The 22,847-nt window shown below is 72.3% G+C and carries 25 protein-coding genes; 14 read left to right on the top strand and 11 right to left on the bottom strand.

Annotated elements, in window-relative coordinates; all coding sequences use genetic code 11:
- Positions 1-153: 153 nt before the first annotated feature.
- The 4 genes from ACH4VO_RS25730 to ACH4VO_RS25715 form a co-directional block, all read right to left on the bottom strand.
- The gene (locus ACH4VO_RS25730; RefSeq protein WP_360997095.1) at positions 154-1,410 is read right to left on the bottom strand and encodes an ROK family protein; all 1,257 of its coding nucleotides are present in this window, start codon (positions 1,408-1,410) and stop codon (positions 154-156) included.
- 235 nt (positions 1,411-1,645) lie between these two features.
- Positions 1,646-2,290, bottom strand: coding sequence for a DUF305 domain-containing protein (locus tag ACH4VO_RS25725; RefSeq protein WP_360997093.1), 645 nt, complete (start codon positions 2,288-2,290; stop codon positions 1,646-1,648).
- On the bottom strand, positions 2,287-2,937 hold the full coding sequence (locus ACH4VO_RS25720) for a DUF3105 domain-containing protein (protein ID WP_360997091.1): 651 nt from the start codon (positions 2,935-2,937) through the stop codon (positions 2,287-2,289). The genes ACH4VO_RS25725 and ACH4VO_RS25720 overlap by 4 nt, the downstream gene beginning before the upstream one ends.
- Before the next feature lie 105 nt (positions 2,938-3,042).
- Complete coding sequence (locus ACH4VO_RS25715) at positions 3,043-3,465, bottom strand: hypothetical protein (RefSeq protein ID WP_360997089.1); 423 nt, start codon at positions 3,463-3,465, stop codon at positions 3,043-3,045.
- Between the two features lie 402 nt (positions 3,466-3,867).
- Between ACH4VO_RS25715 and ACH4VO_RS25710 the strand changes: the two genes are divergently transcribed.
- Together ACH4VO_RS25710 and ACH4VO_RS25705 are read left to right on the top strand one after the other, a co-directional pair.
- A complete protein-coding gene (locus ACH4VO_RS25710; RefSeq protein ID WP_360997087.1) occupies positions 3,868-5,568 on the top strand; it encodes an FUSC family protein in 1,701 nt (566 codons plus the stop codon).
- Complete coding sequence (locus ACH4VO_RS25705) at positions 5,565-6,071, top strand: MarR family transcriptional regulator (RefSeq protein ID WP_360997085.1); 507 nt, start codon at positions 5,565-5,567, stop codon at positions 6,069-6,071. The genes ACH4VO_RS25710 and ACH4VO_RS25705 overlap by 4 nt, the downstream gene beginning before the upstream one ends.
- Before the next feature lie 12 nt (positions 6,072-6,083).
- Here the strand turns inward: ACH4VO_RS25705 and ACH4VO_RS25700 are convergent, their stop codons facing one another.
- Positions 6,084-6,887 carry an IclR family transcriptional regulator gene (locus ACH4VO_RS25700; protein WP_360997083.1) on the bottom strand — a complete coding sequence of 268 codons (804 nt, stop codon included), beginning with the start codon at positions 6,885-6,887 and terminating at the stop codon, positions 6,084-6,086.
- 431 nt (positions 6,888-7,318) lie between these two features.
- Between ACH4VO_RS25700 and ACH4VO_RS25695 the strand changes: the two genes are divergently transcribed.
- The 6 genes from ACH4VO_RS25695 to ACH4VO_RS25670 all read left to right on the top strand — a co-directional run bounded on the left by ACH4VO_RS25695 (position 7,319) and on the right by ACH4VO_RS25670 (position 13,356).
- Positions 7,319-8,950, top strand: a complete 1,632-nt coding sequence (locus ACH4VO_RS25695) for an ATP-binding protein (RefSeq protein WP_360997081.1) — start codon at positions 7,319-7,321, stop codon at positions 8,948-8,950.
- Positions 8,947-9,354: a roadblock/LC7 domain-containing protein gene (locus ACH4VO_RS25690; protein ID WP_360997079.1), complete on the top strand. Its 408-nt coding sequence runs from the start codon at positions 8,947-8,949 to the stop codon at positions 9,352-9,354. The genes ACH4VO_RS25695 and ACH4VO_RS25690 overlap by 4 nt, the downstream gene beginning before the upstream one ends.
- Positions 9,351-9,719: a DUF742 domain-containing protein gene (locus ACH4VO_RS25685; RefSeq protein WP_360997077.1), complete on the top strand. Its 369-nt coding sequence runs from the start codon at positions 9,351-9,353 to the stop codon at positions 9,717-9,719. Before ACH4VO_RS25690 ends, ACH4VO_RS25685 begins: the two co-directional genes overlap by 4 nt.
- Positions 9,700-10,314 (top strand): ATP/GTP-binding protein, encoded by a 615-nt coding sequence (locus ACH4VO_RS25680; RefSeq protein ID WP_069169765.1) that lies wholly within the window; start codon positions 9,700-9,702, stop codon positions 10,312-10,314. The genes ACH4VO_RS25685 and ACH4VO_RS25680 overlap by 20 nt, the downstream gene beginning before the upstream one ends.
- An 83-nt stretch (positions 10,315-10,397) precedes the next feature.
- Positions 10,398-11,933: a cytochrome P450 gene (locus ACH4VO_RS25675; RefSeq protein ID WP_360997075.1), complete on the top strand. Its 1,536-nt coding sequence runs from the start codon at positions 10,398-10,400 to the stop codon at positions 11,931-11,933.
- A 76-nt stretch (positions 11,934-12,009) separates the two neighbouring features.
- Positions 12,010-13,356, top strand: a complete 1,347-nt coding sequence (locus ACH4VO_RS25670; protein ID WP_360997073.1) for a 6-phospho-beta-glucosidase — start codon at positions 12,010-12,012, stop codon at positions 13,354-13,356.
- Between the two features lie 43 nt (positions 13,357-13,399).
- Here the strand turns inward: ACH4VO_RS25670 and ACH4VO_RS25665 are convergent, their stop codons facing one another.
- Both ACH4VO_RS25665 and ACH4VO_RS25660 read right to left on the bottom strand, forming a co-directional pair.
- Positions 13,400-13,840 (bottom strand): hypothetical protein, encoded by a 441-nt coding sequence (locus tag ACH4VO_RS25665; RefSeq protein WP_360997071.1) that lies wholly within the window; start codon positions 13,838-13,840, stop codon positions 13,400-13,402.
- On the bottom strand, positions 13,834-14,292 hold the full coding sequence (locus ACH4VO_RS25660; protein ID WP_360997070.1) for an ATP-binding protein: 459 nt from the start codon (positions 14,290-14,292) through the stop codon (positions 13,834-13,836). The genes ACH4VO_RS25665 and ACH4VO_RS25660 overlap by 7 nt, the downstream gene beginning before the upstream one ends.
- 205 nt (positions 14,293-14,497) lie before the next feature.
- On the opposite strand from ACH4VO_RS25660, the gene ACH4VO_RS25655 reads away from it, so the two are divergent.
- The 5 genes from ACH4VO_RS25655 (at position 14,498) to ACH4VO_RS25635 (ending at position 17,713) form a co-directional block, all read left to right on the top strand.
- Entirely contained in the window at positions 14,498-15,358 is an 861-nt protein-coding gene (locus ACH4VO_RS25655; RefSeq protein WP_360997068.1) for a helix-turn-helix transcriptional regulator, read from the top strand.
- Positions 15,358-15,594, top strand: a complete 237-nt coding sequence (locus tag ACH4VO_RS25650; protein ID WP_360997066.1) for a DUF397 domain-containing protein — start codon at positions 15,358-15,360, stop codon at positions 15,592-15,594. Before ACH4VO_RS25655 ends, ACH4VO_RS25650 begins: the two co-directional genes overlap by 1 nt.
- 80 nt (positions 15,595-15,674) lie before the next feature.
- Positions 15,675-16,484 (top strand): SAM-dependent methyltransferase, encoded by an 810-nt coding sequence (locus ACH4VO_RS25645; protein WP_360997064.1) that lies wholly within the window; start codon positions 15,675-15,677, stop codon positions 16,482-16,484.
- Between the two features lie 151 nt (positions 16,485-16,635).
- On the top strand, positions 16,636-17,085 hold the full coding sequence (locus ACH4VO_RS25640; RefSeq protein WP_360997062.1) for a YchJ family metal-binding protein: 450 nt from the start codon (positions 16,636-16,638) through the stop codon (positions 17,083-17,085).
- 43 nt (positions 17,086-17,128) lie between these two features.
- Positions 17,129-17,713: a GNAT family N-acetyltransferase gene (locus ACH4VO_RS25635; protein WP_360997060.1), complete on the top strand. Its 585-nt coding sequence runs from the start codon at positions 17,129-17,131 to the stop codon at positions 17,711-17,713.
- A 189-nt stretch (positions 17,714-17,902) separates the two neighbouring features.
- Here ACH4VO_RS25635 and ACH4VO_RS25630 read toward each other — a convergent pair whose 3' ends face one another.
- The 4 genes from ACH4VO_RS25630 to ACH4VO_RS25615 all read right to left on the bottom strand — a co-directional run bounded on the left by ACH4VO_RS25630 (position 17,903) and on the right by ACH4VO_RS25615 (position 20,954).
- Complete coding sequence (locus ACH4VO_RS25630) at positions 17,903-18,727, bottom strand: hypothetical protein (protein ID WP_360997058.1); 825 nt, start codon at positions 18,725-18,727, stop codon at positions 17,903-17,905.
- A 131-nt stretch (positions 18,728-18,858) separates the two neighbouring features.
- The gene (locus ACH4VO_RS25625) at positions 18,859-19,044 is read right to left on the bottom strand and encodes a hypothetical protein (protein ID WP_360997101.1); all 186 of its coding nucleotides are present in this window, start codon (positions 19,042-19,044) and stop codon (positions 18,859-18,861) included.
- Positions 19,045-19,279: 235 nt separating this feature from the next.
- Positions 19,280-19,543 carry a hypothetical protein gene (locus ACH4VO_RS25620; protein ID WP_360997056.1) on the bottom strand — a complete coding sequence of 88 codons (264 nt, stop codon included), beginning with the start codon at positions 19,541-19,543 and terminating at the stop codon, positions 19,280-19,282.
- Between the two features lie 196 nt (positions 19,544-19,739).
- A complete protein-coding gene (locus tag ACH4VO_RS25615; protein ID WP_360997054.1) occupies positions 19,740-20,954 on the bottom strand; it encodes a helix-turn-helix domain-containing protein in 1,215 nt (404 codons plus the stop codon).
- A gap of 684 nt (positions 20,955-21,638) precedes the next feature.
- Here ACH4VO_RS25615 and ACH4VO_RS25610 point away from each other — a divergent pair.
- Positions 21,639-22,574, top strand: coding sequence for a hypothetical protein (locus ACH4VO_RS25610; RefSeq protein WP_360997052.1), 936 nt, complete (start codon positions 21,639-21,641; stop codon positions 22,572-22,574).
- Positions 22,575-22,847 lie beyond the last annotated feature (273 nt).

Raw genomic sequence — 22,847 nt, 5'->3', positions numbered from 1 at the left:
CGAGGACTTCGACATCACCACCGCCGCCGAACGCTCCATGGCCTTCGAAGCCCTCGACCAACTCGCCCTGGACCACCTCCTCGGCGTCCGCTGACCTGGCCGCGGCGGGGATACGGGGGCGGGCCGCCCTGTCCCCGTACCCCGCCGCGCACCTCAGGCGCCCACCGGAGCGGGCCGCGCGTACGCCACCGGGTCCGCCAGCACGTCCTGCATCACCAGGGCCGCAGCGCCGCGCGCCGCGTCACCCGCGACGGACGACGCGCGCAGCCGGCCGCTGCCCCGGGACCAGAGCCCGGAGACCACCCGGCCCGTCAGCTCCTCGTCGGCGGGCGGCGAGAGCCACGGCATCAGACCCCGGTACACACCGCCCAGCACCACCGCGTCCGGGTCGAACAGGTTCACCGCGCCGGACAGCACCTGGCCGAGCATCCGGCCCGCTCCGGCCACCGCGGCCACCGCCCGCGCGTCCCCGGCCCGCGCTCGCCGCTCCAGTTCCATGACCCCGGTGGCTCCGCCTCCGGACTCCTCGACCCCGGCCGCCCGCAGCAGCGCGGTCTGGCCCGCGTACTGCTCCAGGCAGCCGCGCGAACCGCACCGGCACTCCGGCCCCGACGGGTCCACCACCACGTGCCCGATCTCGCCCGCGAAGCCGTGCGCCCCGCGCAGCAGCCGTCCGTCCAGGACCAGGGCACCGCCGACACCGATCTCGCCCGTCAGGTACAGGAAGCTGCGCACCGCTTCGAGCCCGCCGAACCACAGCTCGGCCAGCGCCGCGAGGTTCGCCTCGTTCTCCGAGCGCACCGGCAGCGCGGGCGTGCCGGGGCGCAGCCCGGCGAGCGCCGCGGCGAACAGTTCCTCGGCGGGCACCCGGTTCCAGCCCAGGTTCGGCGCCTGGCGCACCGAGCCGCCCGAGACGAGTCCCGGCAGGGCGAGCGCCGCCCCGACCGGGTGAAGGCTCTGCTCACGGGCCGAGTCCAGGGTGCGTGCGGCGATGCCGGCCGCCCTGGCCAGTACCTCGGCGGGCGCCGAACCGCGGTTGTCCAGGTGCTCGGTCTGCCGGACCCGGCCGGTACCTGCCAGGTCCACCACGCAGACCGAGACGTAGTCGATGTTGATCTCCACACCGAGCCCGGCCGGTCCGGTGCGGGCGACCTTGAGGGCCGTACCGGGACGGCCGGCCTGCCCGCTGAACGTCTTGCCGGACTCGGTGAGGAACCCGGTCTCCAGCAACTGCTCCACCAGCGAGGACACCGCGGCCCGGGTGAGGCCCACCCTGGCCGACACGCCCGCCCTGGTGGCCTCGCCCGCCTCCCCTTCGTCCCGTACCGCGCGCAGCACGAGGCTCAGGTTGTGACGCCGCACGGTGTCCTTGTCCGCCTTGGGGCCCAGGGGCGAGAGGTAGTTCTTCATATCGTCGGCGAGCCTATGCGATGCGCGGCGTGACGAGACCGGCGGTACGCGGCCGGACCGCCCCGCACCCGCCGGCCGCGTCCGCCACCGCGCCCGGGTCGACGAGGGTGCGGACGGCGGGCAGCAGGCAGCGCGTTCGGCACGCCGGCACCGTACTCCGGGAGCCCCGTGATCCCGGGGGCGGCGGCCCGTGCGCGGTGGTGCCGTTCCGCACACGGGCCGCCGGGTCCGGGACTCAGGGCCGCGCGCCCCGGGCCTTCAGCATGTCGGCCATGAGGGCGATCTCCGACTCCTGGGCGCGTGCCATGCCCGCCGCCAGGTTCCGGATCTCCTGTGTCCCGGCCGGACCGGCCGCCGCCCGTGCCATGTCGGCGCCGGCCCGGTGATGGACGGTCATCAGCCGGAGGAACAGCACCTCCGCGTCCCTGCCCGTCGCCGCGCGCAGCCGGTCCAGCTCGGTGTCGGTCGCCATGCCGGGCATCAGGGCACCGTCCTTCGCGGCGGCGGCCGGGTGGCCCATCCACGCCATGGGCGGGCGGTCGGAACTCTTGGGCCTGCCCCACGTCTCCAGCCAGCCGAGCATCATGCCGCGCTGATTGGCCTGGGTGTTGATGATGTCGTACGCGAGCCGTCGCACGTCCTCGTCGCCGGTGCGGTCCCGGACGAGGAACGCCATCTCCACGGCCTGCTGGTGGTGGACCGACATGTCCCGGGCGAATCCGACGTCCACCGAGGACTCCGTGGGCGCGGAGGTCCCGGACCCCGACGGGGACGCCTGGGAGGGGCGTACCACCATCAGCAGAACGAGTCCGACCGCCGCCAGGAAGACCGCGGAGCCCGCCAGGAGCAGGGGCCGGGAGGCCCGTACCGCCCGCGTCACCGGGCGAGACCGCCGCTGCACGCGGCGCCCGGCTCGGGGGTCTGCGGGCCTTGGACGTACTTGGTGAAGAACTGGGCGACCCGGGGGTCGGTGGCGCTGTCGACCGTGACCTGCTTGCCCCAGGCGCTGAGCGTCAGGGGGGCGTCCTGGCCGGCCAGCGGGCTCATCAGGGAGTAGGGCGTCCTGGAGACCCGTTCGGAAAGAGCCTTGACGTCCGCGTCCTCGGCCTCGTCGTTGTACGTGACCCAGACGGCGCCGTGCTCCAGGGAGTGGACCGCGTTCTCGTTCGGAATCTCCTTCGTGTAGACGTCCGCGTCGCAGTTCATCCAGACCGGGTGGTGGTCGCCGCCGACGGGCGGGTTCATCGGGTAGTCGACGGCCTTCTCGACGTGGTCCTGCGTCAGTTCGTCCCAGCTGCGCTCGCCGGTGACGGGGGAGGTCTTGGCCTGTTCCTCCGCCTTGTCCTGCTCGTCGGCGGCCGACATCAGGTAACCGCCGCCGACGACGAGGCCGGCGACCACCACGACGGCGGCGGTGATGGTGATGATGCGGCTGCGGCGCTCACGGGCCCTCTCCTTGCGGCGGGCCTCCTCCAGCTTGGCGCGGCGGGCGGCGGACGGGCTGTTCGGGTCCTTGGTGGAAGCCATGTCGGGTCCTCGGGTTTCGGCGCGCACAGGGTGCGCGGCGCGGGATCAGGGGGCGGGAGGCACCGCCCCGGCGCCGTGACGGCGGCAGGGGCGGTTCCGGCCCTCCTAGATCCGTTGGACCTGAAGGCGGAGACGGTTCACGGAGCCGGCGCCGTCGTCGGAGGGGCCGCGGATGCCCCCGGCTCCGGCGAGCGGACCGGGCGGGGCCACGGCCGACGGGCAGGGCAGCGCGACGGGGGCGGTGGGTCCGGGCAGCACGACGGGTGTCGAGTGGTTCGTCGCGCCGTGGCAGGAACTGCCGATCCCGCGCTCATCCGGGGCATCGGCCGTGACGACCGACACCGCAGCCGCGGGCACCGGGGTGAGCGCCCGGGCGGGCGCCACCGGGGTGGCGTCCGCGTGGTGCGCGTACGTGGCGGCGGGGGAGCAGCACAGGACCAGGGCCACGAGCATCAGCGCCCAGCCCAGGGAGGCGGGCAGCGCTGAACCGCACCGCCGCCGGCCTGTCCGCCCACTTGTCCTGGTCATCGCCGCCATCGTAATGGTGTGTGAAGCTTCAATGAGTCCTGTCCCCAGCTTGGCAGGACAACCGCGCCGGGAACAGTCCGTAGGCCGAAGAGGGGGAAGTCCTGGCGGAGGCCGAGTTCCCCGCGGCCGACGACCCCGTTCTTGGGATCCACCCTCAGGACGGCCGACCGGGCTCGGCCGCAGGGCGGTGGGTGAGCGGGGTCGGACCCGGCCGGTGCGCCGTCGCCGAGGGAGCCGGGGACGGACCGCCCGGGACGGGGTCCGTGAGTGTCGCGCGTTCTCCCGGGGCGGGCCCGCGGGCGCCTTCCTGCGCTGGTGGGTGCGGCGCGCTGCCCACGGAGCCCGGAGCGTGGGCGGTGTCCGGAAATGATTTACTGGTGTAACACCTGTTAACGTGTATGGGTGAGTGATTCAGCTGTGCGAACCCGGAAGCGACCCGTCCCCACCTTGCCGCTGACCGGTGTCCTCCGGCTGAGGGGCCCCGCCGAGACCTGGTACAAGCCCGCGCTGAGCGTGGTCGTGGCATCCGGCGTGCCGAACCTCCTGCTGTACTCCCTCGACCGCCTCGACCTGGTCATGTACACCATGGCCGGCTCGCTCTGTGCCCTCTACGGGCACAACCTCCCGTACGCCCGCCGCGTCCACACCGTCGTCCGGGTGGTCCTCGGCATGGTCGCCGGACTCGCCGTCTCCCTGGTCACCGCGGCTCTCACCGACTCGACGACCGTGTTGGTCACCGTGGGCGCCCTTCTCGCCGCCGTGCAGAAGACCTTCTGCGACGCCACCCGCATCGGCCCGCCCGGCAACGTGATCTTCACCTTCGTCACCTCAGCGGCGCTGTTCGCACCGCAGGAACCCGGGCAGGTCCCCGCACACCTCACCCTGGCACTGGCCGCGGGCGCCTTCTCCTGGCTGATCACCGTCGGCCCGGCCCTCCGGCGCAGGGAGGGGCCCGAGCGCCGCGCCACCGCCCGGGCCCTCGACGCCGCCGCGGCCTGCGCGGCCGACCCGGGCCCCCGCACGCGGCACGCGGCGGCGGCCGCCGTGCAGGCCGCCTGGCAGTCCCTGCTCGCCGCCGGCCGGCCCACCCCCGTACGCCAGGAACTCGAACGCCTCGTCGTCCACGCCGAACGCGCCCTCGCCCGGTCCGCGGCCGGCGGCCCCCGCGGCGCCGACGCCGAACGGCTCCGCGGCTGGGCCGCTCAGACCCGCGCGCGCGGCCCCGTACCCAGCACGGTGCCCGCGCCCGGCACCGTCGAGCAGCTCTTCGGGATCGACGCCGAACGGGCCGGGCAGCGGATCAGGCGCGGCCGGCGCGAGGCCCGGCGCAGGCTCCTGCGGGCCCTCGGCCCCGGCTCGCCCGTGCTGCCGATCGCCGTCCGTACCCTCGTGGGCTGCGCCCTGGCCGGCTACGTGTCCTCGGCCCTCGGAGTGGGCCGCCCGTACTGGGCCATCGTCACCGCGGCCTCCGTCTACCAGCCGAACCTCTCCCTCTCCTTCAGCCGCGCCCTGCAGCGCATCGTCGGCAACCTCGTCGGCGTCCTGGTCTTCGCCGCCGTGATCCCGGTCGCCCGGACCGGGCCGCTCGCCCTCGTCCTGTGCGTCCTGTGCTTCAACTTCGCCGCCGAGGCACTGATCACCCGCAACTACTGGCTCGGCTCGGTGGCCGTCACCCCGATGGCCCTGCTGATCGTCGAATTCGCCGGCTTCCACCCGGCCGGGGAACTCATCGGCGCCCGCACCCTGGACACGCTCGTGGGCGCCGCGGTCGGCATCCTCGCGGCGGTCGCCGTACCCAACCGCCGGGCCACCGGCCGGGTGGAACGGGCCCTCGCCGCGACGGGGGAGGCCCGGGCCTCGGCCGAGAAGCTCCTCGCCGACCCGGGGACCGGCCCCCTGACGCTCGAAACGGCACGCAGGCGCCTGACCTCGTCCCTCATCGAGCTCCGTGACGCGAGCGACATCGCCGCGGGGGAGTGGTGGCAGCGCGCCCTGCCGGAGGAGGAGATGCTCGCCGCCGAGCACGCCGGACACCGTACGCTCGCCGCGACAGCACAGCGGCAGGGACTGATCACCCTGCCCCCTGCGAACGGAGCGGCGTGAGTGACGACATCGTCGCCTCGGTGGTACGGCAGTGGCATGCCGTCAACCCGGAGCTCGACACCGGCCCGATGGAACTCATCGGCCGCATCAACCGCTGCGCCGCCCTCCTGCAGCAGGCGGAGGACGCCCCGCTGCGCGCCGCCGGACTGACCCGGGCCGAATTCGACCTCCTCGGCGCCCTGCGCCGCAGCGACCGCGAACTCACCCCCGGCGAACTGGCGCGCGAGACCTTCTCGTCCGGCGCCGCCGTCACCAAACGACTCCGCGTGCTGCAGGACAGCGGCCTGATCGACCGCCGCGGCGACGCCAGGGACCGCCGGGTCGTCCACCTCGGGCTGACCGCCGAGGGCCGCAACCTGGTCGACCGCCTGCTGCCGGAACAACTCGCCTACGAGCGGTCGGTCCTCTCCGGCCTGGACGCGCACACCCGCGAAGGGCTCAGCGCACACCTCAGTGAACTGCTCGTCCAGCTGGAGGGACGCCTCGGCGGCGGACGCCGCTGAGACGGTGCGCGGTCATCCGGGCACCCGGCCCGTGAGCAGCGGGGCGGCCGACCGCCGTAGCTGCTCCGCGCGTTCGGCCAGCGCGGCGTCGTCGCCGCGGCCGGCCGGCGCCGACGCGCCGAGAGCGAGCCGGCTGCGCCGGCTCGCACCCGTGAGGGGGACGGCGACGGCGTGCAGCCCCGGGACCGACTCGCCGCGGCTGAAGGCCCGGCCGAGCTCGCGGACCTCCGCCAGTTCGGCGAGCAGCGCGGTCCGGGACGCCAGGGTCCGGGAGGTGACGGCGGGCAGCCGCTCCCGGGGGTAGAGGACGCGGACCTGCTCCTCGGTCAGCCGGGCGAGCAGGACCTTGCCCACGGCGGTCGCGTGCGCGTGGCGGCTCCGGCCTGTCTCCAGCATCACCCGGACCGGATGCGGCGACTCGCGGCCGTCCGTGACCAGGACCCGGTCGCCGACGAGCGCGGCACTGATCACCGTCTCGCCGGTCCGCAGGACCGCCTCGTCCAGTACGGCCCCGACCCCCGCGCGCACCTCGGGACCGAAGCCCGCGGGGCTGCCCAGGCGCAGCAGTTCGGGCCCCGCCTCGTACCCGCGGCCCGACGGATCGCGGACCGCGAAGCCGCGCCCCTCCAGCGTGCTCAGGACGCGGTGGGCGGTGGAGCGGCCGATGTCGAGGCGGCGGGCGGCCTCACTGACCGTGAGTGTGTCCTCGGTGAGGAACAACTGCATCAGTCTCAGGCCGGTGTCCAGCGATTCGATGGTGTAGCCCCGGGCCGGTGTCGAGACGGCCTCCTCCTCGTACATCCGTCCATCGATCACGAATCTGCTCCTTTCGATCTGATTCGATCGGATGTGCCCCTGTCCCGTCCTGCGGTGCACTGACATACGTACGGATGAAGGAAATTCGCCCGGGCGTCTGAATGTTTGGCTCTTCCGGCTGGAAACCTGTGAGCGGGAGCGGGGTGGTGTCACCGGCGCATTGTCCCGCGTGGCGGGACACGTCGGCCCGCTTTCCGCTGATTCCCCGCCTCGTCACTCACCGCGCACGCCTGGAGGCGCTGAGTGCGAAAACTGGCGAGTGTATTACCGCCCGGGTGCTCGCGCAGGGGGTTGGGTGAATATGCCGAGACCCTGTTCTGATCTGGCTAGGCTCACGCGCAGTGAAGTCGAGTTGATATGAAATCGCGCACTTGTGCACAACTGTCCGCGCACGTGCGTACACCCCCCGAATCAACCGCCAGAGGGTTTAGATGGTTCGTGCTGAATCACCGCCGACAAGAAGAGACATCCCCGTAGTGCGCGCCGTGCTCCTGCCCGTCCTGCTCATGGCCGGAGCCACCGCGGCCGGAGCGGCGCCGGTGACCGGCGCCACCCGGGCGGCCGTCGTCTGGTGCGGTGCGATCGCCACGGTCGTGGTCGCCACGCTCGCCGTCGCGCTCGACCGCCGCGGCCGCGCGACGCGCGTCCAGCGGGCCGAGTACGAACAGCGGATCGCCCACCTGGAACACCGCCTCGCGGCCTACGACCAGGAGACCGTACGGCTCACCAACGAACTGCTGCCCGCCGCGATCCGCAGGCTGCGCGCGAGCAACTCGCCCCAGGAGGTGATGCGCGACGTCGTCGACGCGGACGAGTCCTACCGCGGCCTGCCCAAGGCCCAGCGCGCCCTGGTCCTCCAGATCCTCGACATCATCGACAACGAGGAGGCGATGCGCGACTCCGCCCAGCGCGCCTTCGTCAGCGTCGCCCGCCGCGTCCAGGCCATCGTCCACCGGCAGGCCAGTGAGCTCCGGGAGATGGAGGACCACCACGGGCGCAACCCCGAGGTCTTCGACGACCTGCTGCGGATCGACCACGGGACCGCGCTGATCGGACGGCTCGCCGACTCCATCGCCGTTCTCGGCGGCGCCCGCCCCAGCCGCCAGTGGCCCAAGCCCGTACCGCTGTTCAGCGTGTTGCGCGGCGCGATGTCCCGCATCCTCGAATACCAGCGCATCGACCTGCACTCGATCGCCAAGGTCGCCATCGTCGGCACCGCGGTGGAACCGCTCATCCACGCCTGCGCCGAACTCCTCGACAACGCCACGCGCTACTCCCCGCCGCAGACCCGGGTCCATGTGACCGCCGTCGAGGTGCAGACCGGCATCGCCATCGAGATCGAGGACGGCGGCGTCAGCCTCAGCGAGGAAGCCCGTGCCCGGGCCGAGAACATGCTCGCCCAGGCACGGGCCGGCATCAACATGAACGACCTCGGCGAGTCCCCACGGCTCGGCATGGCCGTCGTCGGCCGGCTCTCGCGGATGTACCAACTCCAGGTGTCCCTGCGGCAGTCCGCGTACGGTGGAGTCCGCGCCGTGCTCGTCGTCCCGCGCGACATGATCACCACAGGACCCGCCCCCGGCATCGCACACGGGATCGGCGCGACCTCGCGCCCCCAGAGCTCCCTCGACATGTCGCAGATGCAGCACGTGGTGCCGCCGCGCGGCAAGCGCCGGGCGCGCCCCGCGCCGACCGGACCGGTCCCGTCGGTTGGAGCCCCCGCACCGGCGGCGGCCCCTTCCGCGACCCGGCCCGCCGCCCCGGTCCCCGCTCCGGACGACGACGAGATCGTGGTGACCGAGTGGACGCCGGGGGGCCTGCCCCAGCGCCGCAGCCGGGGCCGCGCCCCGCTCGGCTCGCACAATCTCCCGCAGCAGGCGGCCCCGGCCGCCGAGCCGGCCTCCGGAGCGCACAACGGGGCGGGCGGCGGACGGCACGGTGGCGCGGAAGCACCGCCCGGTCTCTGGCTGGAGGCCTTCACCCAGGCCGTCAACGGCGTGCCCAAGGAAACGAAGAACGGCGAAGACTCCGATGAGACGTGGGACAAGGGAGACCTGAAGTGATCCAGCAGCGGGGAAACATGGACTGGATGCTCAAGGAACTGGCCGACGACATCCCGAGCATCCACCAGATCGTGGTGCTCTCCGCCGACGGTCTGCGCATCGCCCGGCACGGCGGCGACCCCGACGTCGCCGACCGCCTCGCGGCGGCCTGCGCCGGCCTGCAGAGCCTGGCGGCCGCGGTCGCCACGGAGATCCCCTACAGCGACGGCCAGATGAAGCTCGTCGTCATCGAGGTCACCGGCGGCTTCTTCTACCTGATGGCCGCGGGCACCGGCGCGTACCTCGCGGTCCTGGCCGGTGAGACCGTGGACGCCGGACTGGTCGGGGCCCGCATGCGCGACATGGTCGTGCGCATCGGCGCCCACCTGACCAGTCCGCCCCGGCATGGCGGGCAGGCCGGATGAGCGCTCCCCGCCGAGAACGCCGTACGACCGACCCGGCGCTGAGCGACCCGGAGCGGCTGTACGTGATCACCGGTGACACCGACGGCGAGAGGGCGGATCTCGACCTCGTGACGATGGTCGTCGCGCAGGCCGAGCCGTCACCCACGGTCCAGCCCGAGCAGGCCGCGATCCTGCGGCTGTGCAGGGCGCCGCTGTCCGTCGCCGAGATCTCGGCCTACCTGAGCCTGCCCTTCAGCGTGGTCACCTCGCTCCTGACAGAACTCCTGGCGACCGAACTCGTCGAGTCGCGCGCGCCGATCGTCCGCGCCGCGCTCCCGGACCGGTCCCTCCTCGAAGCGGTGATGCATGGACTTCAGAAACTCTGACACGATCACGGGCCCCCGCAGCGAGGACGTCCTGCCCACCACGGCCACGGCCGCGGTGAAGGTCGTCATCGTCGGGGGGTTCGGGGTCGGCAAGACGACCATGGTCGGCTCGGTCAGCGAGATCCGGCCCCTGACGACCGAAGAGACCATGACCCAGGCCGGCGTCGGCGTGGACGACAACATGGGGGTGGAGAGCAAGACCGCCACCACCGTCGCCATGGACTTCGGCCGGATCAGCCTCAGCGAGGAACTGATCCTCTACCTGTTCGGGACCCCCGGCCAGGAACGTTTCTGGTTCCTCTGGAACGGCCTGTTCGAAGGAGCCCTCGGCGCCGTCGTCCTCATCGACACCCGGCGGCTGCAGGTCAGCTTCGACGTGATCGGCCGGCTGGAGGAGCGCGGCGTCCCCTTCGTCGTCGCGGTCAACACCTTCCCCGACGCGCCGCACCACCCGGTCGAGGCCCTGCGGACCGCCCTCGACCTGCCGGACGAGGTACCGATGATCGACTGCGACGCCCGGCTGCGCGCCTCCAGCCGCGACGTGCTGATGACCCTGATGCGCTATCTGCACAGCCTGGCCGTCCCACTCGCCTGACGACGGCACGCGTGTCCCCGCCGCGGCTGCCGCGTCCCCCGCCCGATCCGCTGATCCTCGGAAAGCCCGACCCTGGAGCGACTGTGACAACGCCCTTCCACCACGAACCCGGAGCGGCCCCGGGGCCGGTGCCGCCCCCCGAGTGCCCCGCCCACGCCAGGGGTGCCGGGCCGGGCGGCCTGCGCCGGCTCTACGGGCCCGAGGCGGAGAACGACCCCGCGGGCCTCTACGCCAGGCTCCGCGCCGAGCACGGCACGGTGGCCCCCGTACTGCTGCACGGTGACGTACCCGCCTGGCTCGTCCTCGGGCACAGCGAGAACCTCCACGTGACCCGGACGCCCTCGCAGTTCTCCCGCGACTCCCGGCGCTGGCAGGCCCTGCGGGACGGCACCGTCGCGCCGGACCACCCGCTCGCCCCCATCTTCACCTGGCAGCCGGTCTGCGCGTTCGCCGACGGCGACGCCCACGAACGTCTCCGTGGCGCGGTCACGGACAGCATGGCGCGGATCGACACCCGCGGTGTCCGACGCCACGTCAACCGCTTCAGCAACCGGCTCGTCAACGACTTCTGCCGGAAGGGCACCGCCGAACTGGTGAGCCAGTTCGCCGAGCACCTGCCCATGATGGTGATGTGCGCGATCTTCGGCATGCCCGAGGAGTACAACGACCGCATGGTCCAGGCCGCCCGCGACATGACCCGGGGCACCGCCACCGCGGTGGAGAGCAACGCCTACGTCGTCACCGCGCTGAACCGGCTGGTCGAGCGGCGGCGCGACGCCCCGGCCTCCGACTTCGCCAGCTGGCTCGTCGAACACCCCGCCGGACTCAGCGACGTGGAGGTCGCGGAGCATCTGCGGCTCATCCTCATCGCCGCCTACGAGTCGACGGCCAACCTGATCGCCAACGTCCTGCGCATGGTGCTGACCGACCCGCGCTTCCGCGCCAGGCTCAGCGGCGGCCACATGACCGTGCCCGAGGCGGTGGAGCAGACCCTGTGGGACGAGCCGCCGTTCACGGCCGTCTTCGGCCGGTGGGCGGTGGGCGACACCGAGCTCGGCGGCCAGCGGATCCGGGCCGGAGACGCGCTCCTCATCGGGATCGCCCCCGCCAACACCGACCCGGTGGTACGCCCCGACCTCACCACCGACATGGAGGGCAACCGCGCCCACCTCGCCTTCAGCGGCGGCCCGCACGAGTGTCCGGGCCAGGACATCGGCCGCGCCATCGCCGACGTCGGTGTCGACGCCCTGCTGATGCGCCTCCCCGACCTGGAACTCGCGGTCGACGAGAGCGAGCTCAGGTGGGTCGGCAACATCATGTCCCGCCACCTGGTCGACCTCCCGGTGCGGTTCGCCCCGAGCCCGGAGCAGGAGATCGACTCCGACCCGCTGACCTCGATGGCGGCCCGGCCTCGGCCCCGCACCGACTGGGAGGTGTCCTCGCCCGCCTCGCCCAGGCCCGGCACGGCCGGGCCGCAGCCCGCACACGCGGCCCTGCGCGGTGACGCGCCCACCGGGGTACGGACCCCGGAGCCCGTGCAGGGCGCCACCGTCCCCGAGCAGCGGAGCTCCCCGCCCCGGATCTGGCATGCCGTGGCGCGCTGGTGGAACGGGCACTGACCCATCCGTGGCCCGGGGCCCCGGGCCGGTCCCGGCCACCGGACCGGCCAGCCGGGGCCCCGTACCATCGGGCAGCGTGAAACTCACGATTCTTGGCGGCGGCGGATTCCGCGTTCCCCTCGTGTACGGGGCACTGCTCGGCGATCACGCCGAGGGCCGCGTTTCCCGGGTGACCCTGTACGACACGGACGCGGACCGGCTCACCGCCGTCGCCCGGGTTCTCGGGGAACAGGCGCGCGGCGTCCAGGACGCACCCACCGTCGTCGCCACCGGCGACCTCGACGAAGCCCTGCGCGGTGCGGACTTCGTCTTCTCCGCCATCCGGGTCGGCGGTCTGGCGGGCCGGGCCGCCGACGAACGGGTGGCGCTGGACGAAGGCGTCCTCGGCCAGGAGACGGTCGGCGCCGGAGGCATCGCCTTCGGGCTGCGCACCGTGCCCGTGGCGGTCCGGCTGGCCCGGCGCATCGCGCGGCTCGCCCCGCACGCCTGGGTCATCAACTTCACCAACCCGGCGGGCCTGGTCACCGAGGCCATGTCCCGGCACCTCGGGGACCGCGTCATCGGGATCTGCGACTCGCCGGTGGGGCTCGGCCGCCGGATCGCCCGGGTCCTGGGCGCCGACCCCGGCCGGGCCTGGATCGACTACGTGGGCCTCAACCACCTGGGCTGGGTCCGCGGGCTGCGCGTCGACGGCCGCGACGAACTCCCGCGGCTGCTCGCCGACCCGGCCCTGCTGGGCTCCTTCGAGGAGGGGCGTCTCTTCGGCGCCGACTGGCTCCGCTCCCTGGGTGCGATCCCCAACGAGTACCTGCACTACTACTACTTCAACCGCGAGGCCGTACGCGCCTACCAGGAGGCCGGGCAGACCCGCGGTGCCTTCCTCCGCGACCAGCAGGCGGGGTTCTACGCCCGCATGAAGGACCCCACCGCCCCGGCGCTCCTCACATGGGACCGCACCCGCGCCGAACGTGAGGCCACGTACATGGCGGAGAACCGGGAGGTGTCCGGTGCCGGTGAGCGCGAGGAGAGCGATCTGGAATCCGGGGGCTACGAGCAGGTGGCGCTCGCCCTGATGCGTGCCGTCGCCCGCGACGAACGCGCCTCGCTCATCCTCGACGTCCGCAACCGGGGCACCCTTCCGGTCCTCGACGAGGACGCCGTCATCGAGGTGCCCTGCCTGGTCGACGCCAACGGCGCCCACCCCGTCGCCGTCGACCCGCTCCCGTACCACGCGGTCGGGCTGGTCACCGCGGTCAAGGCGGTGGAACGCGCGGTGCTCGAGGCGGCGGAGAGCGGTTCGCGGTCCGCGGCGGTACGGGCCTTCGCGCTGCACCCGCTGGTCGACTCCGTGTCCGTGGCCCGTCGGCTGGTCGAGGGCTACACCCGGGTCCACCCGGGGCTCGCCTACCTCGACCGTCCCTGACCGGACGCCGGCCGCGCCCGGTGGAGACCCGCGCGGCGCCCCGTCAGGGGGCGGAGACCGCCCTGGCCCGGCCGGCCGGAGTCCAGGACGGGGTGACGCCGGTGACCTGGCACACCATCAGGAACAGTGGGATGGGCGGTGTGTAGGGCGTACGGCTGTCCGGCGCGTGGATCAGCTTGGGACGCCCGGCGGGGACGTAGGCCCCGGTGGCGTACGACACCTGCTCCGGCCAGTCCAGGTCCAGGTCCGAGCCCGCGGGTACGATCCACCACCACCGGTCGGCGTCCGCGAACACGCAGCCCGCGCGCGGCAGATGAGACATCAGCCGGAAGCCGTACCGCGCGGGGACGCCCACGGCGTCGTAGCCCAGACTCGCCGACAGTGCGGGCGGCAGCGGCAGCCGGGCCCGGCCCCGGTGGGCGGTCCCCTCGCCGGGACGGGCGCGCCGCGCGCCGAGCAGCCGGGACAGGGCGTTCCTCAGCACGACTCCTCCCTGCCGAACGGCAGTTCCGCCCACACGATGCGCCCGGAGGCGTTCCCGGCGTCGTGGGACCCCCACGCGGAGCTCATGGAGTCGACGAGCAGCAGCCCGCGCCCGTGTTCGTCGTCGGCCGTGCGGGACAGCCGGGGGCCGCCCTGCTGATGCCCCTGGTCCTGCACGGAGACGCGCAGGCGCCCGCCGTCGCAGCGGAGCTCGCAGAGCACCCGCGCGCTGGCCGTGTGCACCACCGCGTTGGTGACGAGCTCGGAGACGATCAGCACCGCGGAGTCGTACGTGTCCCCGCCGAGCCGCCACTGGGCCAGCCGCGCCCGCGTCAGCTGCCGGGCTCCGGCCACCGACTCGGGCTGCGCCGGCAGCGCGAAGCAGTAACGGAGCGCCTCCGTCCCGGGGTTGAGATCCATGAGCCGGGAGATGAGCGCACTGCCAGGTGCCACGACCGAATCCTCACAGTGGGGGCTGTGTCACGCTTCGCACCGGGAAGAAAAAGGAGGGGCACGGCAACGTGAACTGGTTCACGCACCAACTCTCCCTCTGACAAGAACACTTGGCAAGAGGCACTCTGAAAAATTCAGAGTGGCTGTGTCCTTGGGACCACGCACATGGCACACTGCTCGCACACAGCGCATCAGGAGGTCCGAAGTGAGCGAACCGCGGTCCGCCCCGACCGTCGGTCAGGTCGTCCTCGGCAAGCGTCTGCAGGAGCTGCGGGAGCGCGTCGGCATGAGCCGCGACCAAGCCGCCAAGGTGCTCCATGTCGCCCCCGGGACGATACGCAGGATGGAGACCGCAGAGGTCGGGCTCAAGATCCCCTACGTCCAGCTCCTCCTGAAGGCCTACGGGATCGGCGACGAGGAGGCCGACGCCTTCGTCGAACTCACCGAGGAGGCCAACAAGCCGGGCTGGTGGCAGCGCTTCCACGACGTGCTGCCCGACTGGTTCAGCATGTACGTCAGCCTGGAGGGCGCCGCGAGCCTCCTGCGCATGTACGAGCCGCACTTCGTCCCCGGCCTGCTGCAGACCGAGGACTACGCGCGTTCCGTGCTGCGCACCGGGGCCGTCGGACAGACCAGGCCCGAGGACATCGAGCGCCACGTGGCACTCCGGATGGCCCGGCAGTCGCTCCTGACCAGGGCGGACGCGCCGAAGCTGTGGGTGGTGATGGACGAGACGGTCCTGCGTCGCCCGGTCGGCGGGCCCGGCGTCATGAGGGCTCAGGTGGACCACCTTCTCGAGGCGACAGCCCTGCCCCACGTGACCGTGCAGATCGCGGAGTTCTCGACCGGCCACCACCCCGGTACCTACGGCCCGTTCGTGCTCTTCCGCTTCGCCGTACCGGAACTGCCCGACATGGTCTACAGCGAGTACCTGACCGGCGCCGTCTACTTCGACGCGCGCCCCGAGGTGGCCTCCTACCTCGAGGTCATGGACCGCATGGCGGCTCAGGCCGCAACTGCACAACGCACGAAGGAAATCCTCCGGGACTTCCGCAAGGAGCTGTGATGAACCACATATACAACGGCATGCCGGCCGGCGACCTCGGCACCGAAGGCTGGTACAAGCCGTGGAGCGGTGGTAACGGAGGCAACTGCATCGAGACCATGAAGCTGGCCGACGGCAGGGTGGCGGTCCGCCAGTCCGCGGATCCCGACGGCCCCGCCCTCATCTACTCCCACGGAGAGATCGCCGCCTTCATCCAGGGCGCCAAGGCCGGACAGGCCGACTTCCTCCTCACCTGACGCGTCATCGCGTCATCACCTACCGGCGTCCCTCACGCGTCGGTCCGACCCGCCGAACCGGCCGACCAACGGAGTGCGCCATGACCGGGCAGGAGCACCACGCCGTCGAGATCGACACGAGCAAGCCGCACCCCGCACGGATGTACGACTGGTTCCTCGGGGGCAAGGACAACTACCCGGTCGACGAGCAGATGGCTCGGCAGCTCCTGACCCTGGACTCCCGCGGCCGCGACATGGCCCGGGTCAACCGGGCCTTCATGCACCGGGCGACCCGTTGGCTGGCCGAGAACGGCGTACGGCAGTTCCTCGACATCGGCTCCGGCATCCCCACCGAGCCCAACCTCCACCAGATCGCCCAGCAGGCCGCCTCGGACGCGCGCGTCGTCTACTGCGACAACGACCCCATCGTGCTCGCGCACGCCGCCGCCCTGCTGCGCTCCACCCCCGAGGGCGCCACCGAGTACATCCAGGCCGACGCCCGCCACCCCGGTGCCATCCTCGCAGCAGCCGGCAAGGTCCTCGACTTCAGCCGGCCCGTCGCCCTGTCGCTCCTCGCGCTGCTGCACTTCCTGGACGACGAGGACGGGGCCGCCGAACTCGTCGACCGGCTCGTGGATCAGCTGCCCTCGGGGAGCTACCTCGTGCTCTCGCACACCACCGGCGACTTCGACCCCGAGGGCGCCGCCCGGGCCCGGGCCCTGTACACGGCGCGCGGAATGACCCTGCGGCCCCGTTCCCGCGCCGAGCTGTCCGCGTTCTTCCACGGCCTGGAGCTCGTCGAGCCCGGCGTCTCGCTCTCCGCGGACTGGCGACCTGAGCTGGGCGAGGTCATCGACGTCCCCGGCGACCGGCCGATCCCCGGATACGCGGGCGTGGCGCGCAAGCCCTGACCTGCCGAGCCCGGACCCGGGAGGTGCCCGGTGGCCGGGCGGGCACGCTCCGTCACACCGTCGGGGCCGCTGCCCGCGGTGACGTGCGCGACGGCGCGGCAGGCGCGGGGGAGGGGCCGGCCGCCGCTCCGCCGGGGGTCACAATGGACGCATGTCACGACGTACCTCACGCCCGCGCCGGTCCGCCACCTCCGCGGCGGCCTCCCCGCGGATCACCCCGGCCTCGCCGTGCCCCTGCGGTCTTCCGGCGCCCTACGGGGAGTGCTGCGGCCGACTGCACGCCCTTGCCGCGGCGGCCCCGACGTGTGAGGCGCTGATGCGTTCGCGGTACTCCGCCTTCGTCGTGCGGGACGCCGCCTACCTGCTGCGCACCTGGCACCCCGAGACCCGGCCCCCGTCCGTCGACTTCGACCCCGCGATGCGCTGGGTGCGCCTGGAGATCCTGGAGACGACGGAGGGCAGCGCCTTCCACACCACCGGGACGGTCACCTTCCGCGCGCACTACACCGACGACGGCCGCCCCGACTCGCTGCACGAGAAGAGCCGCTTCGTCCGCCATGACGGCGCCTGGGTGTACGCGGCAGCGGTGTTCGTCGACTGAAAACCGGTGTGGGCCGAAGCCATCGTCCCCGTACGCTCGCCGCATGAGCGAGGAACCCGTGGAGCCGAACACCGCACGAGCACGCTGCTGGCGCGGCCGGGGGATCGCCTTCACCCCGCTGGAGACCGACGACGCCGAGCTGATCCAGCACTGGCGCTCCGACCCGGTCGCCGCGCATGAGACCGGTGTCTGGCCCAGCTCGCTGTACCAGTTGCGCGAGCGCGTCGAGCGCTACCTCGACGACGACTCCCGCGACGACTTCCTGATCCTCCTTCCGGACAACACCCCGATCGGCGTCGTCGCCCTCTTCGACCAGCACCTGTCGGAGGGGACGGCGGAGGCCTACCTGATGCTGGCCCCGGGGCACCGCGGCCGGGGCCACGGACCGGCGGCCCTCGACGCCCTGACCGACCTGGCCTTCGGAGAACTGCCGATCCACCGCGTCCAAGCCGTCACGCACACCGACAACACGGCGGCCCTCTCCGTGCTCACCGGCGCGGGCTTCGTCCAGGAGGGGGTGAGCCGCTCGTCCTGCCATCACCGCGGGCGCCGTTTCGACAACGCGGTCCTCTCGCTGATCCGCCAGGAGTGGGAGGCGCTGACCCGCCCCCGGTCCTGGGAGCTGTGAAGGGCCCTGGAAGCGCCGGAGGTCAGGGGCCTCTGAGGCTACGGGAGCAGCCCTGGACGGACGCTGACTCCCGGTCCACGGAGCGCGGCGGCCCTCGGCGGGGCGGGGGCGTTCCCGCCGGCGGCGGTCACCCTCGCACCCTCACACCGGCCCCCCGCCCGGCGCGGGCAGGGCCCAACCACGCCGGGGTCAGGCCAGCATCTCCCGTACGGAGGCCGCCATCCGGGCCACGAACGCCTCGCAGGCCTCTTCCGGCACCCGGTCGAGCGACAGGTACGGATTGAGGTCCTCCAGCTCGACGAGCAGCAGTTCGCCGTCCGGTGTCCGGCAGGCGTCCACCCGCTGGACGCCCCGCGTGAGGGTATTCCACTCCACGAAGCGGCGTGCGAAGTCCAGGTCGGCGGGGGTCGGGACGTACGGCTCCAGCACCCAGCGTCGCTCCGGATGTGGTGCGTACAGCGCGAACTGGAAGTCTCTGTCGACGAAGCAGAAGGACACCTCGTAGCGGAAGTCGATCCTCGGCTGGGCGAGCAGGGTGCCGTCGGCGTCCGCGGGCAGCCACGCCTCCGAGGTGAACCGCAGCCCCACCGAGTCGGCGCCGAGCTTCGGTTTGACCACGTACCCGGCGGCCCGGGGGAGCAGTGCGAGGTCCGCGGCACGGTCCACGGTGGGGATCACCGGGAAGTCGGCACGGCTCAGATCGACGAGGTACTGCTTGCCGGCCATGTCCCCGGACCCGTCAAGGGTGTTGTACACCCGGGCGTCCAGCTCCCGGGCCCTGGCCCGGAACGCGTCGTACGCCTCCTGGTGGTGCAGCACCGGGCCGCTGTTGCGTACGACCGTCGCGTCGAACCGGTGGAGCAGCGCCGCCGCGTCCCGGGGGTGGCACAGCGCGAGGTCGAACTCCTCGCGCAGTCGCGACGTCAGGAAGATGTCCTCGTCGCAGTACCGGCGGCCGCGTGCCTCGTAGGCGAGGTCGGTGACGTACAGGACGGAGGGACGCTGGGCGTTCACGGAATACTCCCAGAGGGATGCGGGGCGGGACGGTGGGCCGGCAGCCCGGGGTGCGGTGCCCGGTCACGGCGGCGAGGACGGTCACGGGTCGGGAGGACGGTCGGGCCGTGCGGGCCCCGGCCCTGGGGCGCTTACGCCGCCTCACTCACGTCCGTCTGGACCGCGGCGGCCCACTCCACCAAAAGCCGTTCGTACTCCCGGCGTGCCTCCGCGGACCCAAGGCCGCCGTGCACCAGCGCTCGGATCGCCGCGTTCAGCTCGGTCAGCGAGCGGACGGACACCGACTCGGCGGGTGGTGTGGGCATGGGCATCGGCATGGGTAGATTCTACGTGCGCGGGCCGAAAATACTCTCGGCCGTGCGGGGGAAAGGGCGCCGGGGAACGCCCTCGCGGCGACCGGGTTGACGATCCGCGCGAACTCCCCCGGGAGAGACCGCGGAGAGGCCGAGCCCGGACAGGTCGCCGGTGAGGTCGCCTGCCATGGCAGCATTCCTTACTCCGAAGTAAACGTACTGCGGGGTAAGGTGCAGGGTCGTTCTCTCCGCGCGACCGTCACCAGGCGCCACCCGGCCGCACGGCCAGCCGGGGGTGATGCGCGGACAGGACCTTGTTGGCGCGGGCCAGTTCGGACAGGGCCTGTTCACGGTCGGCCTGGTCCTCGACGCAGAGGCGCGGGCCGCGGAACCTGCGGACCTCTCGGGCCGCGCAGTCGGCGTCGATCTCCGCCTGCAGGATGTGCGGCGGGATGCAGGACCCGATCAGCGCGGCGACCCGGTCCGGGATGGGGACGGGGACGAGGAGGTGCGAGGCGGTCATGGGGGTTCCCTCTCGGATGGTCGGCCAGGAGGTGGTGCTCCGCGACGGCCGGTGGGCCACCGCTCCTCCCTGTCTACGGGACGCAGTTCCGGGTTTCTCGGCGAGTACGTCTCCGTGTCGCAACCGTTTGGGACTGACCGTCTATTTCGCCTTACTCGCAGGTAAGTTGATTACCGGCAACAGGTGTGATGCTGCGTCAGGTTACTGGACGGGTGGTGCGGGAGCGGAGCCGCAGGGCCCGCAGCACCGCTTCGGTGGCGAATCTGTCCTCCGGGTCGGTCAGTTGCCTGCCGAAGATGGATTCCAGACCGCGCATGCGGTACCGGACCGTCTGGGGATGGACGTCCAGCAGTTGGCCCATCTGGGCGGCCGTACCCCGGGTGTCGAGCCAGATGCGCAGGGTCTCGAGCAGCCTCTCGCGGCGGCTGGCGCTGATGCCGGAGACCGGGGCGAGCTCCCGCTCGGCGAGTTGGTCGAGCAGGGCCGGATCGCTGAGGAGCCACAGGGTGGTGAGGTGGTCCTCGCAGCGCACGAGGGGCAGGTCGTCGATGACGCCGGAGTCGATGAGTTCCACCACGCGGCGGGCCCAGCGGACCGAGTCGGAGGCGTCGGCGGTCGGTACGGTCAGCCCGATCACGGCCCGCGTGCCGGTCAGGGCCCGGTCGAGCGTCCCGTACCGCGCCTCGTCCACGGGGCCGGGGATCAGCAGATGCGGCTGCGGGTCGCCGAGGTCGACCAGCGCGTCGGGCGGCAGTTCGGCGGGGTCCACGCCGACCGGGGCGCGCACGGCGATCAGCGTGACGGTCTCCGGCATCGCCCAGCCGGTCTGCTCGCACAGCTCCACTATGGCGCTACGGGGCACCGGCCGGCCCGCGAGGATCAGGTGGAGGAGCCGGCGGCGTAGGGATTCGCTCTGCTGGTCGGACCGGGCCTGGACTTCGAGGTAGCCCTCGCGGGACAGGGACTCGAGTTCGTCGACGTAGGCGAACAGGGCGTCGGCGAAGCTGAGCATCAGGGTCGGGGAGAAGTGGTGGCTGCGTCCCACCTTCTTCGCGCGCCGCAGCGCGATCCGCGCGCCCAGCCGGTAGGCGCCCTGGAGGGCATCCATGGTGCGCCCCTCGTACGCCTCGAACCGGCCGAATCTTCGGCACATGTCGTCGCGTAACACCGTGGGGGTGGACGGCTCGGCCACGAGGTCGACGAACGAGGAGAGGCTCTGTTCGACGCCGAGGCGAAGGGATTGGCCGTTGGGGCCGTTCAGCAGACGCGCGTACTCGGGATAGGCGCGCGTCACCTCCATGCCTATCTCTTTGATCAGGCTGGGCAGTTCCGGCCGCATGATGGCGGCGAATTCCTGGGGGAGGGGACCCAGCGGGTCGCCGGTGTCCAGCGGTTGTATGAGTCTCGGCATGACCGTCCCCTCTTGCTCTCCGTTGCCCGGTGCGGGTGAGGCAGGCGGGGGGAAAGCGCTCCCACGGACCGACAGGTGTATACCAACCTCGGCGCCGAAGATAGACCACGCCGGGCGGCGTTCACACCGGTTGGGCAAGAACGGAGTGCACGGGGCACACATCCCGGCCCGGTTGTGCGGCTTCGGTGCAGGTCGAGCGCGAATGCTCACTTCCGGACAATCTTTTCGGCCGCCCGAACGCCCGGGGCCTGGTGGTAACCATCGGTAACGGCGTTTGTGCGTCAAGCGCACCCCGGGCTGCCGGGCGACCGTTGCGCACATTCGGTCATCCTGGCCGCGGGATCGTCCCCCACCGGCCCCCCGGCCCCTCGTTCCTGCGCATCCCCTGACAAGGCGATCGGTGCCGCTGCTCATTTCCGGATCAAAAACACCGGGCCGAAAAGATCTTCGGGCGACGGGATTGTGTCGCTGTGTTTCCCGCGAGTAACATCACGGCTCATCGAATTCGGACAGATAATTCGTCCGCATGACGTGCCGGGAGATTCCGCGTTCGGTACCACTCGCCATTCACCGCACACATCGAGGCGTCAGCGCATGCAATCCCTCGCGCCGAGACGTGACGATGAGCCATTCAATTCCGTGCCGAGGCGCCGCCTTTCCGGGTGGCGGTCAAGAGGGGACGACATGAGATCCGTTTCGAACAGGACACGGGTGGGGACGCTGGCGGCGATCACCGCGTTCGGCGCGCTGTTCTCGACCGGTACGGCGACCGCGGCCACCCAGCTGAACGGCCACTGGGCGCCGCTGGACCGCTGCCCGGTCGACGCTCCGGCCATGCTGGCGGCGGACGGCGTCGACACCGTCGCGACGTGCATCTCTTCGAGCTCCGCCGGCGGCTCCATCAAGCTGGGCAACACGGTCGTGAAGACCGGCAACACCGATCTCCAACTCGGGGTGCTCCAGCGCGGTGACGGCACGACGAGCCTGGTCGCTCCCGCGGAGGGCGCGCTGGTCGCCGACTCCGCGGAGGTCCCCGGCGGCCTGCTCGGCCTGATGTGCCCGAGCGGGCTGCCCGTCGTCTCGGCCGTCTGCCGGCAGATCACCAGCGTCGAGCTCAACCGGATCACGGCGACGATCGAACCGGCCGGGGCGCCCCGCGACTTCACCATGGCGGCCGCCTTCACCACCGACGTACCGATCCTCACCCTGCCGGTCCGCATCCACCTGAAGAACCCGCTCCTCGGCGACACCTGCTACATCGGCACCACCTCCAAGCCGGTGCTGCTCCAGCCGAAGAACGTGACGGCACCCGAACTCTCGCTCCAGCGGTTCGCGGGCAACGGTGACCCGGACGACGAGAACGGGGTGATGGGCCGGTACACCTTCGAACGGGCCGACCAGGCCGACACCGCGTTCGCCGTACCGGGTGCGAGCGGCTGCGGAGCGGGCCTCCTGGACTGGGCGGTGAACCTCAAGACGGGGCTGCCGTCCGCGGCGGGCAAGAACGCTGTCACCCTCGACGACACATCGACGCACTTCGCGAGCCCGTACGCTCCGGCCGAGCACGCACCCGACGAGGGCCGGGCGCTGTCGGGCTTCTGGCACTCCGCCGCACGGTGACGACCGGCCCGGGGGCCGGCGATCGCCTGTCCCCGGGCCGGGGGCACCGGCGATGACGTGGCCGCGGTACGGCATTTCACCTGACCGATTCGACCTGTGCGTCGGTGCGGTGAATTGACGGCAGAGGAACACGTGGATTTCACGAGGATCGGCGCGACCTCCACGGCAAGACGAAGCGCGCTCCCCATGAGCGGACCGCTTCCTCCAGTAATCCGTACCGGCCCGGCGGTCACGCATGAATTCCGACCGGTCGGTCGCATCCCCGACGGAAGA

The sequence above is a fragment of the Streptomyces sp. NPDC020780 genome (assembly GCF_044334475.1).
Lineage (GTDB): Bacteria > Actinomycetota > Actinomycetes > Streptomycetales > Streptomycetaceae > Streptomyces.
This window is presented reverse-complemented; position numbering and strand designations above follow the sequence as displayed.

Excerpts from the sequence above, each read along its gene's own strand:
- ACH4VO_RS25730 (WP_360997095.1), bottom strand. The coding sequence starts at position 1,410 with ATGAAGAACTACCTCTCGCCCCTGGGCCCCAAGGCGGACAAGGACACC.
- ACH4VO_RS25720 (WP_360997091.1), bottom strand. The coding sequence starts at position 2,937 with ATGGCTTCCACCAAGGACCCGAACAGCCCGTCCGCCGCCCGCCGCGCC.
- ACH4VO_RS25715 (WP_360997089.1), bottom strand. The coding sequence starts at position 3,465 with ATGACCAGGACAAGTGGGCGGACAGGCCGGCGGCGGTGCGGTTCAGCG.
- ACH4VO_RS25695 (WP_360997081.1), top strand. The coding sequence starts at position 7,319 with ATGGTTCGTGCTGAATCACCGCCGACAAGAAGAGACATCCCCGTAGTG.
- ACH4VO_RS25685 (WP_360997077.1), top strand. The coding sequence starts at position 9,351 with ATGAGCGCTCCCCGCCGAGAACGCCGTACGACCGACCCGGCGCTGAGC.
- ACH4VO_RS25680 (WP_069169765.1), top strand. The coding sequence starts at position 9,700 with ATGGACTTCAGAAACTCTGACACGATCACGGGCCCCCGCAGCGAGGAC.
- ACH4VO_RS25650 (WP_360997066.1), top strand. The coding sequence starts at position 15,358 with ATGAACCACATATACAACGGCATGCCGGCCGGCGACCTCGGCACCGAA.
- ACH4VO_RS25645 (WP_360997064.1), top strand. The coding sequence starts at position 15,675 with ATGACCGGGCAGGAGCACCACGCCGTCGAGATCGACACGAGCAAGCCG.
- ACH4VO_RS25640 (WP_360997062.1), top strand. The coding sequence starts at position 16,636 with ATGTCACGACGTACCTCACGCCCGCGCCGGTCCGCCACCTCCGCGGCG.
- ACH4VO_RS25635 (WP_360997060.1), top strand. The coding sequence starts at position 17,129 with ATGAGCGAGGAACCCGTGGAGCCGAACACCGCACGAGCACGCTGCTGG.
- ACH4VO_RS25625 (WP_360997101.1), bottom strand. The coding sequence starts at position 19,044 with ATGCCGATGCCCATGCCCACACCACCCGCCGAGTCGGTGTCCGTCCGC.
- ACH4VO_RS25620 (WP_360997056.1), bottom strand. The coding sequence starts at position 19,543 with ATGACCGCCTCGCACCTCCTCGTCCCCGTCCCCATCCCGGACCGGGTC.
- ACH4VO_RS25615 (WP_360997054.1), bottom strand. The coding sequence starts at position 20,954 with ATGCCGAGACTCATACAACCGCTGGACACCGGCGACCCGCTGGGTCCC.
- ACH4VO_RS25610 (WP_360997052.1), top strand. The coding sequence starts at position 21,639 with ATGAGATCCGTTTCGAACAGGACACGGGTGGGGACGCTGGCGGCGATC.